This is a genomic window from Micromonospora rubida, assembly GCF_009908295.1.
Taxonomy (GTDB): Bacteria; Actinomycetota; Actinomycetes; order Mycobacteriales; family Micromonosporaceae; genus Micromonospora; species Micromonospora rubida.
In genome coordinates, this window is the sequence record NZ_JAAALO010000003.1 from 803,626 (window position 1) to 818,261 (window position 14,636).

A 14,636-nucleotide genomic window follows, 5' to 3' on the forward strand; every position below is an offset into this window, starting at 1 on the left:
CCGGACCTTGGACAGTTGCCGTCGCGTGCGAACGGCAACTGTCCAAGGTTTCCGATGTCAGAAGGCGCGGGCGTACTGGTCCGGCCAGGTCGGCTCGGCGCCGAGCTCGGCCGCCGCCCGGCGGGGCCAGTACGGGTCGCGCAGCAGCTCCCGGCCGAGCAGGACCAGGTCGGCCTCCCCGCCGGCCACGATCTGCTCGGCCTGCTCGGGCTCGACGATCAGGCCGACCGCGCCGGTCGGGATCCCGGCCTCGCGGCGGATCCGCGCGGCCAGCGGCACCTGGTAGCCGGGGCCGACCGGGATGGCGGCCCGGGCGGCGGCACCGCCGGAGGAGGCGTCCACCAGGTCGACGCCGGCCGCCGCCAGCTCACCGGCGAGCACCACGCTGTCCTCGACGGTCCAGCCGCCCTCGGTCCAGTCGGTGGCGGAGATCCGGGTGAGCACCGCCACCTCCTCACCGACCGCCGCGCGGACCGCGCGGGCCACCGCGAGGGTCAGCCGCATCCGGCCGGCCTGGTCGCCGCCCCAGGCGTCGGCGCGGTGGTTGGTCAGCGGGGACAGGAACTCGTGCAGCAGGTAGCCGTGCGCCGCGTGGATCTCCACGGCGGTGAACCCGGCGTCCACCGACCGGCCGGCGGCCGTGGCGAACGCCTCGACCACGCCCTCGATGCCCGCCTCGTCGAGCGCGGTCGGCACCCGGTACCCGGGCACGAACGGCTCCGCGCCGGGGCCGACCGGGGCCCAGCCGCCGTCGGCGTCCGGCACCCCGCCGCGATGCTCCGCCCACGGCCGGTACGTCGATGCCTTGAACCCGGCGTGCGCGAGCTGGACGGCCGGCACCGCGCCCTGCGCGGCGACGAACTCCGTGACCGGCCGCCAGGCGTCGACGTGCGCCCCGGACCAGAGCCCGGTGTCCTGAGGGCTGATCCGGCCCTCGGGCACCACGGCGGTCGCCTCGGTGATCACCAGGCCCGCCCCGCCGACCGCGCGGGAGCCGAGGTGCACCCGGTGCCAGTCGGTCGGCAGGCCGTCCGGCCCGGCGCTGTACTGGCACATCGGGGCCAGGGCGACCCGGTTGGGCAGGGTGACGCCCCGCAGCTTCAACGGGGTAAACAGGCTGCTCATGAGGAAATCCTCTCCGGCCCGAACGCAGGGGCAGGGTCAGGCGGGGACGGGGATCGGGTCGTCGGTGCGGACTGGGGCGTCCGGCTCGATCAGGTCGCGCCGGCCGGCCGAGTCGTACGCGGCCCGGTCGAGGGTGCCCTCGCGGGCGGCGACGATGGTCGGGACGACGGCCTGACCGGCCACGTTGGTGGCGGTGCGGATCATGTCCAGGATCGGGTCGATGGCCAGCAGCAGGCCGGCGCCGGCCAGCGGCAGGCCCAGGGTGCTCAGGGTCAGCGTGAGCATCACGATCGCGCCGGTCAGGCCGGCGGTGGCCGCCGAGCCGACCACGGAGACGAACGCGATCAACAGGTAGTCGCCGACGCCGAGGTCCACCCCGAAGACCTGCGCGACGAAGATCGCCGCGAGGGCCGGGTAGATCGCCGCGCAGCCGTCCATCTTCGTGGTGGCACCGAACGGCACCGCGAACGAGGCATAGTCGCGGGGGACGCCGAGGCGCTCGACGGAACGCTGGGTCACCGGCATCGTGCCGACCGAGGAGCGGGAGACGAAGGCCAGCTCGATGGCCGGCCAGGCGCCGGCGAAGAAGCGCAGCGGGTTGAGCCGGCCCGCGACGGCCAGCAGCAGCGGGTAGACCACGAACAGCACGATCGCGCAGCCGACGTACACGGCGGTGGTGAACTTCGCGAGCGGGGCCAGCAGGTCCCAGCCGTACGAGGCGACGGCGTGACCGATCAGGCCGAGGGTGCCGATCGGGGCGAGCCGGATCACCCACCACAGCGCCTTCTGCACGATGGCCAGCAGCGACCGGTTCAGCGCCACGAACGGCTCGGCGGCCTCGCCGACCAGCAGCGCGGCGGCACCCACCACCAGCGCCAGGAAGACGATCTGGAGCACGTTGCCCTCGACGAACGCGCCGACCGGGTTGGTCGGCACGATGCCGGTGAGGAAGTCCGTCCACGAGCCGGTGGCCTTCGGCGGGGCGGCCCCGCCGACGTCCAGGGTGACGCCCCGGCCCGGGTCGGTGAGCAGGCCGAGGCCGATGCCGATGCCGACCGCGATCAGGGCGGTGACGCCGAACCAGAGCAGCGTCTTCAGCGCCAGCCGGGCGGCGTTGGCCACGCCGCGCAGGCTGACCACGCTGACCACGATGGCGGTGAAGACCAGCGGCGGCACGGCCAGCTTGAGCAACTGGACGAAGAGGCCGCCGACGGTGTCGAGGGTGCTGGCCAGCCAGCTCAGGTCGTTGGCGCGGGCGAGGAAGCCCAGCGCCACGCCGAGGACGAGGCCGAGCAGGATCTGCACGGAGAAGGGGAACTTGCGCAGGGCGGAAGCCATGAGGATGCGTCCAAGGGGTCTGGGGGTGGTCGGTCGGGCGGGCGTCAGAAGACGGGCCGCGCCGGACAGACGCCGCTGGCCTGCAGTCGGAGGTCGACATACAGGCGCACGGTGAGGTGCCAGACGTTGGTCATCGCCTGCCGACGGTACTCCGCCCCCGCCCCAGGTGGAAGGATCGCCGGCGGTGAGGCTCCTTACAGGGACGGTTCGCGGGGGCCGGCGTGGACCGGCGGCCCGCAGCGGCGGCGCCGGGCGAGGGCGGCGGCGGTGGCCAGGCCCCAGGCGGCGCAGACCGCGAGCAGCACCCGTTCCAGCACGCCGACCAGGGCGCCCCGGCCCGCGACGAGCATCGCCAGCCCCACCGCCCCGGCCAGCGGCAGCGACACCGCCGCGCCGCAGGCGGCGAGCCACCGCAACCGAGGCGCCGCGGCCGGGGTGAACAGCACCGCCAGCATCGCGAACACCACGGCAGCCGTCGCCGCGATGCTCGCCCCGCCGTGCACGAGGTCGGCCACCGTGGCCCGCTCGAACGGCGGCAGCGGGCAGCCGGCGCTGCACGTCACCGCGCCGGAGAGCGCCGCGCACACGCCGCCGGCGGCGAGCAGGCCAGCCGCGACCCGCACCGCCGACGGCAGCGCCGCGGCGAGCAGCAGCAGCGCGCCGGCCAGGGCGAACACCCCGATCCGGTACGTCGCGGCGTACCCGCTGTCGGTGACGCCGGCCTCGCTGACGTACCCGGTCAGGCCGGGGCCCGGACCGGCGACCACGGCGACGGTCACCGCGACCGCGCCCACCAGGAGGCAGCCGGCGGCGGCCGACGCGGCGGCGACCCGGAGCGCGGGGCGGCCGGGCCGGGACTCGGCGCCGGACGGCCCGGACGGCCCGGACGGTGCCGGCCGGCGCCGGTCAGCCACGCCCGTGCGGCGTGGCCCAGCCGGCGGTGTCCGGACCCAGCGGGACGATCCCGGTCGGGTTGATCGCCGGGTGGGTGCCGTAGTAGTGCCGCTTGATGTGGTCGAAGTCGACCGTGTCGCCGAACCCGGGGGTCTGGAACAGGTCCCGGGCGTACGCCCACAGCACGGGCAGTTCGGTCAGCTTGTGCCGGTTGCACTTGAAGTGCCCGTGGTACGCCGCGTCGAACCGGACCAGCGTGGTGAACAGCCGCACGTCGGCCTCGGTGATCGCGTCGCCCATCAGGTAGCGCCGGCCCGCCAGCCGCTCCGACAGCGCGTCGAGCCGGGCGAACAGCGCGGTGAACGCCTCGTCGTACGCGGCCTGGGAGGTGGCGAAGCCGCACCGGTAGACGCCGTTGTTGACGTCGCGGTGGATCTCGGCCATCAGCGCGTCCAGCTCGTCGCGCAGCCCGACGGGGTAGAGGTCCGGGGCGCCGGGTCGGTGCAGGCTCCGCCACCGCGTGGACAGGTCCAGGGTGAGCTGCGGGTAGTCGTTGCTGACCACCCGCCCGCTGAGCGTGTCGACCAGGGCCGGCACGGTCACCCGGCCGGTGTACCCCGGGTCGGTCGCCAGGTACGCCTCCGACAGGTACGAGATGCCGAGCGCCGGGTCCCGCCCGCCGGGGTCGAGGGTGAACCGCCAGCCCCGCTCGTCGCGGATCGGGTCGACCGTGGCGAGCGAGATCGCGTCGTCCAGGCCGAGCAGGCCGAGCACGATCCGGGCCCGGTGTGCCCAGGGGCAGGCCCGGCACCAGACGAGGCGGTACCGGCCGGCTTCGAGGGGCCACCGGCCGTGGGCGTCCGGCCCGTCGCCGGGCGGCGAGTCGGAGTCGGGGGTGACCCGCCCGGTGAAGCGGTTGGGCTGGCGGACGAACTCCCCGCTGCCGGAGGTCTCTGCGCTGAACTGGGCCCGGGCCATGCCGACAACCTATCCGCTCACCGCGCGGATATCCTGGCCCGCGTCGCCGTGACCAGGCGGCTCCGTGCCGGCCTTTCCACCCCGAAGGACTACGTCGATGACCGTGGCATATCTCGTGGCCGGTGTCCGCACCCCGATCGGCCGGTACGCCGGCGCGCTGTCCGGGGTACGCCCCGACGACCTCGCCGCGCACGTGATCCGCGAGCTGGTCGCCCGGCACCCGTCGGTCGACTGGGCCCGGGTCGACGACGTGGTGTTCGGCTGCGCCAACCAGGCCGGCGAGGACAACCGCAACGTGGCCCGGATGGCCGCGCTGCTGGCCGGGCTGCCCGGCGAGGTGCCCGGCAGCACCGTGAACCGGCTCTGCGGCTCGGGCCTGGACGCCCTGGCCACCGCCGCCCGGCAGATCGTCGCAGGGGAGGCGGAGCTGGTCGTGGCCGGCGGGGTGGAGAGCATGAGCCGCGCGCCGTTCGTCATGCCGAAGGCCACCTCGGCGTTCTCCCGGTCCCCCGAGGTGTACGACACCACGATCGGCTGGCGGCTGGTCAACCCGCTGATGGAGAAGGAGTGGGGCACCGACTCGATGCCCGAGACCGCCGAGAACGTGGCCGCCGACTACGACGTCGACCGCGCCGCGCAGGACGCGTTCGCGTACCGGTCTCAGCAGCGGGCCGCCAGGGCGCAGGCCGGGGGCCGGTTCGCCGAGGAGATCGTGCCGGTGACCGTGCCGGCCGGACGGCGCGAGACGAGGCTGGTCGAGGTCGACGAGCACCCCCGGGAGACCTCGCTGGAGAAGCTGGCCGCGCTGCCCACCCCGTTCCGGTCCGGCGGCACGGTGACCGCCGGCAACTCCTCGGGCGTCAACGACGGCGCGGTCGCCCTGCTGGTGGCGAGCGAGGCGGCGGTGGCCCGGTACGGGCTGACCCCGCTGGCCCGGGTCACCGGCGCCGCCGCCGCCGGGGTGCCGCCCCGGGTGATGGGGATCGGGCCGGTGCCGGCCACCCGCCGGCTGCTCGACCGGCTCGGCGTCGGCCTCGACCAGGTCGACGTGATCGAGCTGAACGAGGCGTTCGCCGCCCAGTCGGTGGCGGTGCTGCGCGAGCTGGGCCTACCCGAGGACGCCGAGCACGTCAACCCCAACGGTGGCGCGATCGCCCTGGGGCACCCGCTGGGGGCCAGCGGCGCCCGGCTGGCGCTCACCGCCGCGCTGGAGCTGCGCCGCCGGGGTGGCCGGCGGGCGCTCGCCACCATGTGCGTCGGGGTGGGGCAGGGCATCTCGCTGATGCTGGAGTCAGCCAGCTGACCGACCGGGCCGCCGGGCTGCTGACTGAGCAGCCCGGCCGCACCGTCGGCGGCGTAGCGGGTCAGCTACAAATGCTGTGATGTCCGCCGACTGTCCATGATCGACAACCGGTATAGCATGACGCGCCTGATTGCGGTCGGTCGCACCACTGTGTACCAACAAGCGATCACAGCCCTCGACCGAGAGAAAGCGGCTGTATGAATCCTTCCCCAAAGCCGGGCACCGCGCCCCGGCGCCGTCTCCTGCCGGTGGCCGGCGCACTGCTGGCGCTCCCGCTGCTGACCCTGACCGCTGTGGCGGTCGCGCCGGGCTTCCCCGACTCCGGCACCTCCGAGGCCCTGCTGGTCAACGGCACACCCGCCGGCCAGGAATCCACCCGGCAGGCTCCTGCCGCCCCGGCAAGCACCGCGGCCGCTCCGGCCGCCACCCCGCCCGTGGCCGCGAAGGCCGCCACCCCGCCCGTGGCCGCGAAGGCCGCCACCCCGCCCGTGGCCGGGAAGGGCGCCGCCCCGTCAGCCGGTACGGCGATTTCCGGCAGCTACATCGTCACCGTCAGGGCGGACGAAGCCGGCCGGATCCGCTCGGACGCGCGTGAACTGGCCGCCGACTACTCGGGCAAGCTCGGCGGTGTCTGGACCGCGGCGCTGCACGGCTTCTCGGTACGCATGTCCGCGGCCGATGCCGAGCGGCTCGCGCACGACGCACGCGTTGCGTCCGTGCAGCCGGACCTGGTGGTCACCACGGCCGGCACCCAGAGCGACCCCTCCTGGAGCCTGGACCGGGTCGACCAGCCCGGCCGTACCCCCAGTGGCACCTACGACTACGACAACGACGGCTCCGGCGCGCACGTCTACGTGTTCGACACCGGCGTGCGTCCCACGCACTCCGAGTTCGCCGGCCGAATCGGCGGCAGCAGCCCCGGCACCGACCACAACGACTGCGCCGGGCATGGCACCGCGGTGGCCAGCGCGGCCGCCGGCACGGCCTACGGCGTGGCGAAGAAGGCGACCGTGCATCCGGTACGCGTACTCGGCTGCGACGGCGCCGGTGCGGCTGCGGACGCGCTGACCGCGATCGACTGGGTCACCAGCACCGCGCCGCGCCCGGCCGTGGTGAACATGAGCTGGTCCACCGGCCCGCAGGACACGTTGGACAACGCGATCCGCGCGTCGACCGCGTCCGGCATCACCTACGTCATCGCGGCTGGCAACGACAACAACGGTGGGTGCGCGACCTCGCCGCAGCGCGTTGCCGAGGCGATCGTGGTCGGCGCCACCGATGACCGGGACCGTCGTGCGGGCTTCTCGAACTACGGCTCGTGTCTCGACATCTTCGCGCCCGGCACCAGCATCAAGACCGGCGCCTGGACTGCGGACGACGCGACCGTGGCGTCCAGCGGCACGTCGCTGGCCGCACCGATCGTGACCGGTGCCGCCGCCGTCTACCTGGCCGCGCACCCGTCGGCCACGCCCGCACAGGTCCGGAACGCGCTGGTCGGCTGCGCCACCACCGGCCTGATCTCCGACCCGGGCACCGGATCGCCGGACCGGCTGCTGAACACGCGGTGCGGCGGCCCCGCCATCACGAACCCGGGCGCGCAGTACACGGCGGTCGGCCAGGCCGTGACGCTGCGGAAGATCACCGCGCCGACGGCGGTCCGCTTCGCCGCCACCGGTCTGCCCGCCGGCCTGTCGATCAACGCCACGACCGGCGTGATCAGCGGCACCGGCACCACGGGAGGCACCAGCACCGCGCAGGTCACCGCAACCGACGCGGCCGGAGCCAGCACCACCACGTCGTTCCGCTGGACTGTGATCGTGGGCCGTGGGGCGTTCACCGGGCCGGGCTCGCTGTGCGTGGACAATACGAGCAGCAACACCACGGACGGCAACCCGCTCCAACTCTGGCCATGCTCGAGCGGCAACGGCGCGCAACTGTTCACCGTACCCGGGAACGGCCGGTTCGAGGTGCAGGGCAAGTGCATGACGTCGGGGACTCGGGTGGTGCTGCGTACCTGTGACGGCTCTGCCGAACAGCTCTGGTTCGCGCGGACCAGCGGCGATGTGTTCAACGGGGCCACCGGCCGGTGCCTGACCGCCGCGTCCGCGAACTGGACCGCGCAGCTGTCGCTTGCGACCTGCGGGGCCGGGGCGCTCCAGATGTTCAACGCGCCGTCCGGTGTGGGCGTCGACGTGGTCTCGGTGGAGAACCCCGGCTTCCAGGGCACGGTCAAGGGCACCACGATCCGCAAGGCCGTGTTCGCCTCGAACCTGGACACGACGCAGCGCCTCACCTGGTCCGCGACCGGGCTGCCGGCCGGACTGTCGATCAATGCCGCGACCGGGATGATCAGCGGTACGGCCACCACGAGCAGGACGTCCGCGGTCACGCTCACCGTGGCGAACGAGACCGGCCAGACCGGCACCGCATCCTTCGCCTGGCAGGTCGGCGAAGGCCGGATCCTCGGCATCAACGGCTACTGCGCCGACCTGCCCAACGCCAACAGCACCAACGGCAACCCGATCCAGCTCCACACCTGCAACGGACAAAACTCGCAGATGTGGACGGTCCGTTCCGACGGCCGCCTCGAGGTGTACGCCAAGTGCGTGACCGTGGCCGACGACGGTGTCTCCGTCGTGGTGAGCGACTGCGGCACCGTGGCAGCGCAGGTCTGGGCCGTGTCCGGCAGCACGCTTCGGCACACCGCGACCGGGAAGTGCCTCACGGCGCCGACCGGGGACAACGACGTCAAGCTCACGATCGCCACCTGCGCCACCCGCGCCGGTCAGGTCTGGAACCTGCCGACCGCCCCGGTCGTGCTCGGTGCCGTCACGAAGCAGCAGTGGACGACCTCCGCCGCCCCGGCGCTGGCCTTCACCGCGCAGTCGTCCAGGACCATCAGCCGGTACGCGGCCACCGGCCTGCCGTCCGGCGTGACTTTGAACGCGTCGACCGGTGCGCTCTCCGGCACGCCCACGGCCGTCGGAGCCGGCGAGGCGATCGTCACGGTCACCGACTCGGCCGGCGGCATCGGCGCCACGTCGTTCCAGTGGACCGTCATGCACGGTCAGATCCGCAACGCGAGCGGCTGGTGCCTGGACAACTCGCGCGGCGTGACCACGGACGGCAACCCCATCCTGGTCTGGCGCTGCGGCGACAGCAACACGCAGCAGTGGACGGTCCGCGCGGACGGCGGGCTGCAGGTGCAGGACGGCTGCATGACCGCCTCCGCCCTCATTACGCGGCGTAGCTGCGACGGTGCCGCCGACAAGGTATGGCAGGCGACCGAGAACGGTGAACTGCGCAACCCGGCCTCCGGCAAGTGCCTGACCGCGCCGTCGCTGGCGTACGACGTGCAGTTCACGCTCGCGGACTGTGCGGCGACGGAGTTGCAGATCTGGGCGCTGCCGACCGCACCGCGAATCACCACGCCGGTCGCGCAGCAGTCCGTCACCGGCACGGCCGTGTCGCTGGCGCTCGGCGTCACGTACAACGGTGGCCCGACGCCCGCCGTCACCGCGACCGGGCTGCCGGCCGGCCTGACCGTCTCCGGCACCACGTTCTCCGGCACGCCGACCACCCCGGGCAGGTACACGGTGTCGGTGCGCGCGCAGTCGACGTCCGGCGTGGCCACCACGTCGTTCGTCTGGCTGGTCATCGCGCCGGGCGCGGCCGGTCTGATCATCCACCCGGGCGGTCTCTGTGTCGACCGTGGCGGCCCCAACCAGAGCCTGTGGCTGTACACCTGCAACTACACCAATGCGCAGCTGTGGACCGCCCGCGCCGACGGCCGCCTCGAGGTACAGAACAGCTGCATGATGCCGCTCGGTGGCGGCACGGCGTCCGGCACGCAGGTCGGCACCGGCCCGTGCAGCACCACGGACGCGACCCAGGTCTGGACCGTCGAATCCGGCAATTCGCTGAGGAACACGGCATCCGGCCTGTGCCTGACGGCACCCGGCCCGAACCGCCTGTCCGGCCTCTACCTGGGCTCCTGCTCGGGTAGCACCTGGACGCTGCCGGTCCGAGCCTGACGAGCGTCGGCCGGGCCGCTCCACGCGGCCCGGCCGATCGGCGCTGAGGCGGTGCCGATCACGGACGGCAGCCGGAAGCTCAGGTGACGTCCGAGTACTAGAGTGTGGAACACCACAGACCACGGGTCCTGCGGGCCGCTGTCGGGGTGCTCTCGCGCGCCCCTGCGGCCGACGCGGCGACGACTGGGCGACGAGGGGCGGGTGCGACACACATGCCGGACGGGCTTCCCACCGAGATCGACCTGAGCCGGCCGAGCGCGGCCAGGGTCTACGACTACTTCCTCGGCGGCGCGCACAACTTCGAGATCGACCGGAAGCTGGCCGAGCAGATCGCCGGCATGACGCCGAACCTGCCCGCCACGATGCGCGCCGGCCGGGAGTTCCTGCGCCGCGCGGTCCGGGTGCTGCTCGACGCCGGCATCGACCAGTTTCTCGACATCGGCTCGGGGATTCCCACCGTGGGCAATGTCCACGAGGTGGCCCAGGCCGCGAATCCGAAGGCCCGGGTGGTCTACGTCGACATCGACCCGGTGGCCGTGGCGCACAGCCGGGAGCTGCTGGCCGGCAACGACCTGACCGGCGTGATCCATGCCGACCTGCGGGAGCCGGAACGCATCCTCGCCGAGTGCCGGGCCACGGGCCTGCTCGACTTCGGCCGCCCGGTCGGCGTCCTGCTCGCCGGGGTGGTGCACTTCGTCCCGGACGCCGACCGTCCCGCCGATGTCCTGGCCACCCTGCGGGCCGCCGTCGTCCCCGGCAGCTTCCTGGTCGTCTCCCACTCCACGTTCGAGGACCAGCCGCAGGAGATGCTGGACGCGCAGCGGCTGTCGGCGCGCACCGACACCGAGATCACCCTGCGCTCCCGGGCCGAGGTCACCGGCTTCTTCGGCGACTGGACGATCCTGGAGCCGGGCGTCGTGCACATGCCGCTGTGGCGGCCCGACTCGCCGTCCGACGTGGACGAGCACCCCGAGCGGTTCGGCGCGTTCGGCGGTGTCGCCCGGTACGACCAGCCCGCCGGCTAGGCGGGCATGACAGCCGTGCCGGAGCCCGGCGGCGAGCAGCTCAGCCGGGCCGGCGCCCAGGCGTACGCCGCCGGCTGGGCCCGCGAGGCACGCCGGCTCGGGTTCGTGCCGCTGAGCGCCGACGAGACCGAGCGGCTCCTGTTCGTGCACACGGTACGGCTGGCCCAGGCGCTGCTCGCCGAGGCGTTCTCCGCCCAGCCCGCCGAGGACGTCGGCCGGGCGCTGGTCGAGGCGCACCTGACCGAGCCCGGGCTCCTGGACTGGTCGGTCACCGCGCTCGGGAAGCGGCTCGCGGCCCAGGTGCTGCCGGGCCACGAGGCCCGGCCCGGCACGGCCGACCGGGTCGCCGCCCTGCAGGGCGCTCTCGCCGGTGGGTTCGCCCGGGCGCTGCGCGCCCGCGTCTTCACCCAGCAGGAACGCATCGCCCGCAGCGCCTGGCAGGCCCGGGACTCCGTCGAGCAGGCCCTGCGGGACAGCGAGGCGCGGTTCCGGGCCGTCTTCACCGGGGCGGCGATCGGGATCGGCGTCGCAGGCGTCGACGGGCAGATCACCGACGTCAACCAGTCCTTCGCCGACATGCTCGGCTACTCGATCGAGGAGCTGCGGCAGATCAACGTGGCGGCGCTGGCCCACGCCGAGGACGCCGCCGGGATGTGGGAGCTGTACCAGGAGCTGATCGAGGGCAAGCACGACTCGGCCCGGGTCGAGAAGCGCTACCACCGCAAGGACGGCAGCGTGGTGTGGACCGACCTGGCCGTCTCGCTGATCCGGCACGACGACGGCCGGCCGCGCTTCACCGTGGCGATGATCGAGGACATCACCGAGCGGCATGAGCTGCAGCAGCGGCTGCGCTTCCAGGCGCTGCACGACCCGCTCACCGGCCTGCCCAACCGTACGCTGTTCTTCGAGACCCTCGGCCAGGTGCTCGGCGACGCCGGCCCGGACCACCGGATCGGGGTCTGCTTCCTCGACCTGGACGGCTTCAAGGCGGTCAACGACAGCCTCGGCCACGACCTCGGCGACCGGCTGCTGATCGTGATCGCCCGCCGGCTGGCCGAGTGCGTCGCCGGGCACGGCCACCTGGTCGCCAGGATGGGCGGTGACGAGTTCGTCATCCTCGTCGACGGCGGCGACGGCATCGACGACGCGGTGGGCGTCGCGGAGATGGCCCTCGCGGCGGTCTCCGCCCCGGTGCACGTCGGCGACCAGCAGCTCGCGGTGTCGGCCAGCATCGGCATCGTGGAGTGCCCCTGCGCCGAGACCAGCGCGTCGGAGCTGATGAAGGCCGCCGACACCACCCTGTACTGGGCGAAGGCGGAGGGGCGCGGCCGGTGGGCGGTCTACGACCCGGAGCGCAGCGCCCAGGACATCGCCCGTTCGGCGCTCGTCGCCGGCCTGCCCGCGGCGCTGGACCGGGGCGAGTTCGTGCTCCACTACCAGCCGATCGTGTCGCTGCGGGACTCCTCGATGGTGGCCGTCGAGGCACTGGTCCGCTGGCAGCACCCGGAGTTGGGGCTGGTCGGGCCGGACCGCTTCATCGGGCTGGCCGAGGAGACCGGCCTGATCGTCCGGCTCGGCGAGTGGGTGCTCCGGCAGGCGTGCCGCGACGCCGAGGCGTGGCACCGGGAGTTCCCCGAGGCGAACCTGGTGGTCAGTGTCAACCTGGCCGCGCGGCAGGCCAACGACCCGGGCATCGTGGACACGGTGGCGAGCGTGCTGAGCCGCACCCGGCTGCCCGCCGCTCTGCTCCAGCTGGAGCTGACCGAGAGCGCCGTGATGGGCACCCCGGGGGAGCCGTTGTGGTCGCTGCGCCAGCTCGCCGACCTCGGCGTACGGCTGGCGATCGACGACTTCGGCACCGGGTACTCGAACCTGGCGTACCTGCGACGACTGCCGATCCACTGCCTCAAGCTGGCCGGGCCGTTCGTGGAGGGGATCCGGGCGGACGACCCGCTGGACCCGGCCGACCACCGTGACGAGCGGATCGTGGACGCGCTGGTCCGGCTGGCGCACGCCCTGGAGCTGTGGGTCACCGCCGAGGCGGTGGAGACCCAGGAGCAGGCCGAGCGGCTGCGCGCGTTGCACTGCGACACCGGGCAGGGGTGCTGGTTCGGCGGCCCGGCCCCGGCCGACGTGATCACCGCCCGGCTGCGCGGCGACGATTGCCCAGAGGGAGTGGCATGAGTCTGACGGACTCGCAGGCGGTCGTCTCCGTGGTGGCCGCGCTGGCCATCGTGGCCGGGCTGGCCGGGGTGGTGGTGCCGGGGCTGCCCGCGCTGCCGCTGTGCTGGGGCGGGGTGCTGGTGTGGGCGCTGTTCGGCGACGCCGGGGCGGGCCGCTGGCTGGTGCTGGCCGCCGCCACCGTGGTCGCGGCAGGCGGAGCCGTGGTCAAGTACCTGTGGCCGGGGCGCAACCTGAAGAGCGCCGGGGTGCCGACGTCGTCCCTGCTGGCCGGCGGCGTGCTGGGGCTGGTCGGGTTCTTCGTGATCCCGGTGGTGGGGCTGGTGGTCGGCTTCGTCGGCGGGGTGTGGGGTGCCGAGCGGCTGCGACTGGGCAGCAATCGGCTCGCGTGGCCGTCGACCGTGCAGGCGCTCAAGGCCGCCGGCCTGTCCATGCTGGTGGAGTTCCTCGCCGGCCTGGTGATCGGCGTGCTCTGGGTCGCGGGCCTGCTGCTCGCGTGAGCATCGGCGGTCGTCGGGTGCGCCCGGTGCGGCCGGGTGCGTTCGGGGTGGCGGCGCGGGGCGGATCGCCGTACGTGAGAGAGAGGTGAACGCCCCGCGCCGCCGCGCGGACCGGGCGTTGCCGAGCGCCCGGCCGGTGGCCCGTCCGGATCGGGCCTGGTCACAGGCTCAAGGATGCGCGTCGCCGGCTCTCGGGGGCAAGGCAATTAGGCGGTACGGAAACGGCGGCGGGCTGGCCCTCAGGGCCCCGGCAAAGTCGTGGGTCTCCGGCTTGGCCAACCCAGGGATGCGCGCGCTGCCGACACCATCGGCCCCTGCCGGGTTGTCCTTCGCCGTGTCGGCCTTCGCCGGGTTGTCCTTCGCCGGGTCGGCCTACCCTCCGTTGGTCCCTATGGAGCTGCCCCGTTTGTGCGGTCGGTGGAGCGGGCGCGTGGACGGGGCAGCTCCGTAGGGACCGGAAGGCAGGTCCCCGGGTGCGGGGCGCAGTCGTCAGGCCGCCCACCCGACTGCCCGGCGTGCGGGGCGGCGTGGGCGGTCGACGTGCCCGGAACATTCGCGGGAGAGGGGACACAGCGCAGGACCGGTCAGTCCGAGGCCCTGGCCAAGAATTCGGGTCATCCGCAAGGAGCGGAACGGGATTCCCGGAGAGTGGATGAACGTCGAGCGGGATCGGACACTCCGCTATTCCCGGCGGCGGGAATGCCGCGCTCTTGCGCTTGATCGGCACGAGACGCAGATTGATCATTGAGTGAAACTATGGGCTGAAGCCTTTGCCGGAGTTTCCACTGCTGCGTCCGCTTTGTTGGAGTCGCTGTCGGTCGGACATCTCCCGACATGCTCTATTCATGACATCGCGTTTTATGGCTGACGCCGAGTCGGGCATACGAACCGCCCCTTGACGTACACAACGTGGCATCCGAGAATCAGGAATGCCACTGCGGGGAAAGGGGTGAAAAGCAGGGCCGACCACGGAGGTAGGTGGCGGACGACGCCACAGAAGACAGCGGGGCCGGTCAGCGCCGCAATTCCCAGCCATGGCAGCGTCGACGACAGCGTGCGGGCCGCCTGAATAGCCTCACAGAGGCCTCTATTCGCTCGAAGAATGGGGGCGAGCGCCTGCGCGTCGATGCCGCCGATTCGTCGCAACTTCACGGGTTCCGGACAGATGATATGGAATCCGAGGTGGACCATGTTCCGAAAAGGATCGGTTCGGTGCGCGTCCGGGCCGATTCTGCAGTTTTTTGCGCCCACATGTGAT

10 protein-coding genes are annotated in these 14,636 nt (G+C 73.2%); 6 read left to right on the forward strand and 4 right to left on the reverse strand.

The window, feature by feature from the left end; translation table 11 throughout:
• Window positions 1–57 precede the first annotated feature (57 nt).
• From GVV04_RS13265 to GVV04_RS13280, 4 genes are all read right to left on the reverse strand, one after another.
• On the reverse strand, window positions 58–1,125 hold the full coding sequence (locus GVV04_RS13265; protein WP_161687979.1) for an NADH:flavin oxidoreductase/NADH oxidase: 1,068 nt from the start codon (window positions 1,123–1,125) through the stop codon (window positions 58–60).
• Window positions 1,126–1,161: 36 nt separating this feature from the next.
• Entirely contained in the window at window positions 1,162–2,451 is a 1,290-nt protein-coding gene (locus GVV04_RS13270; protein ID WP_201753491.1) for a dicarboxylate/amino acid:cation symporter, read from the reverse strand.
• A 206-nt stretch (window positions 2,452–2,657) separates the two neighbouring features.
• Window positions 2,658–3,377 (reverse strand): DUF998 domain-containing protein, encoded by a 720-nt coding sequence (locus GVV04_RS13275; protein ID WP_161687983.1) that lies wholly within the window; start codon window positions 3,375–3,377, stop codon window positions 2,658–2,660.
• Window positions 3,370–4,335 carry a glutathione S-transferase family protein gene (locus GVV04_RS13280; protein ID WP_161687985.1) on the reverse strand — a complete coding sequence of 322 codons (966 nt, stop codon included), beginning with the start codon at window positions 4,333–4,335 and terminating at the stop codon, window positions 3,370–3,372. The genes GVV04_RS13275 and GVV04_RS13280 overlap by 8 nt, the downstream gene beginning before the upstream one ends.
• Window positions 4,336–4,432: 97 nt before the next feature.
• Between GVV04_RS13280 and pcaF the strand changes: the two genes are divergently transcribed.
• The 6 genes from pcaF to GVV04_RS13310 all read left to right on the forward strand — a co-directional run bounded on the left by pcaF (window position 4,433) and on the right by GVV04_RS13310 (window position 14,635).
• Complete coding sequence (gene pcaF / locus GVV04_RS13285) at window positions 4,433–5,638, forward strand: 3-oxoadipyl-CoA thiolase (RefSeq protein WP_161687987.1); 1,206 nt, start codon at window positions 4,433–4,435, stop codon at window positions 5,636–5,638.
• 197 nt (window positions 5,639–5,835) lie between these two features.
• Window positions 5,836–9,672, forward strand: coding sequence for a ricin-type beta-trefoil lectin domain protein (locus GVV04_RS13290; RefSeq protein WP_161687989.1), 3,837 nt, complete (start codon window positions 5,836–5,838; stop codon window positions 9,670–9,672).
• 212 nt (window positions 9,673–9,884) lie between these two features.
• Entirely contained in the window at window positions 9,885–10,697 is an 813-nt protein-coding gene (locus tag GVV04_RS13295; protein WP_161687991.1) for an SAM-dependent methyltransferase, read from the forward strand.
• Window positions 10,698–10,703: 6 nt separating this feature from the next.
• Window positions 10,704–12,881, forward strand: coding sequence for a putative bifunctional diguanylate cyclase/phosphodiesterase (locus GVV04_RS13300; protein ID WP_161687993.1), 2,178 nt, complete (start codon window positions 10,704–10,706; stop codon window positions 12,879–12,881).
• The gene (locus tag GVV04_RS13305) at window positions 12,878–13,378 is read left to right on the forward strand and encodes a DUF456 domain-containing protein (protein ID WP_161687995.1); all 501 of its coding nucleotides are present in this window, start codon (window positions 12,878–12,880) and stop codon (window positions 13,376–13,378) included. Before GVV04_RS13300 ends, GVV04_RS13305 begins: the two co-directional genes overlap by 4 nt.
• 978 nt (window positions 13,379–14,356) lie before the next feature.
• Window positions 14,357–14,635, forward strand: coding sequence for a hypothetical protein (locus tag GVV04_RS13310; protein ID WP_161687997.1), 279 nt, complete (start codon window positions 14,357–14,359; stop codon window positions 14,633–14,635).
• Window position 14,636 lies beyond the last annotated feature (1 nt).

Excerpts from the sequence above, each read along its gene's own strand:
- GVV04_RS13265 (WP_161687979.1), bottom strand. The coding sequence starts at position 1,125 with ATGAGCAGCCTGTTTACCCCGTTGAAGCTGCGGGGCGTCACCCTGCCC.
- GVV04_RS13280 (WP_161687985.1), bottom strand. The coding sequence starts at position 4,335 with ATGGCCCGGGCCCAGTTCAGCGCAGAGACCTCCGGCAGCGGGGAGTTC.
- pcaF (WP_161687987.1), top strand. The coding sequence starts at position 4,433 with ATGACCGTGGCATATCTCGTGGCCGGTGTCCGCACCCCGATCGGCCGG.
- GVV04_RS13290 (WP_161687989.1), top strand. The coding sequence starts at position 5,836 with ATGAATCCTTCCCCAAAGCCGGGCACCGCGCCCCGGCGCCGTCTCCTG.
- GVV04_RS13295 (WP_161687991.1), top strand. The coding sequence starts at position 9,885 with ATGCCGGACGGGCTTCCCACCGAGATCGACCTGAGCCGGCCGAGCGCG.
- GVV04_RS13300 (WP_161687993.1), top strand. The coding sequence starts at position 10,704 with ATGACAGCCGTGCCGGAGCCCGGCGGCGAGCAGCTCAGCCGGGCCGGC.
- GVV04_RS13305 (WP_161687995.1), top strand. The coding sequence starts at position 12,878 with ATGAGTCTGACGGACTCGCAGGCGGTCGTCTCCGTGGTGGCCGCGCTG.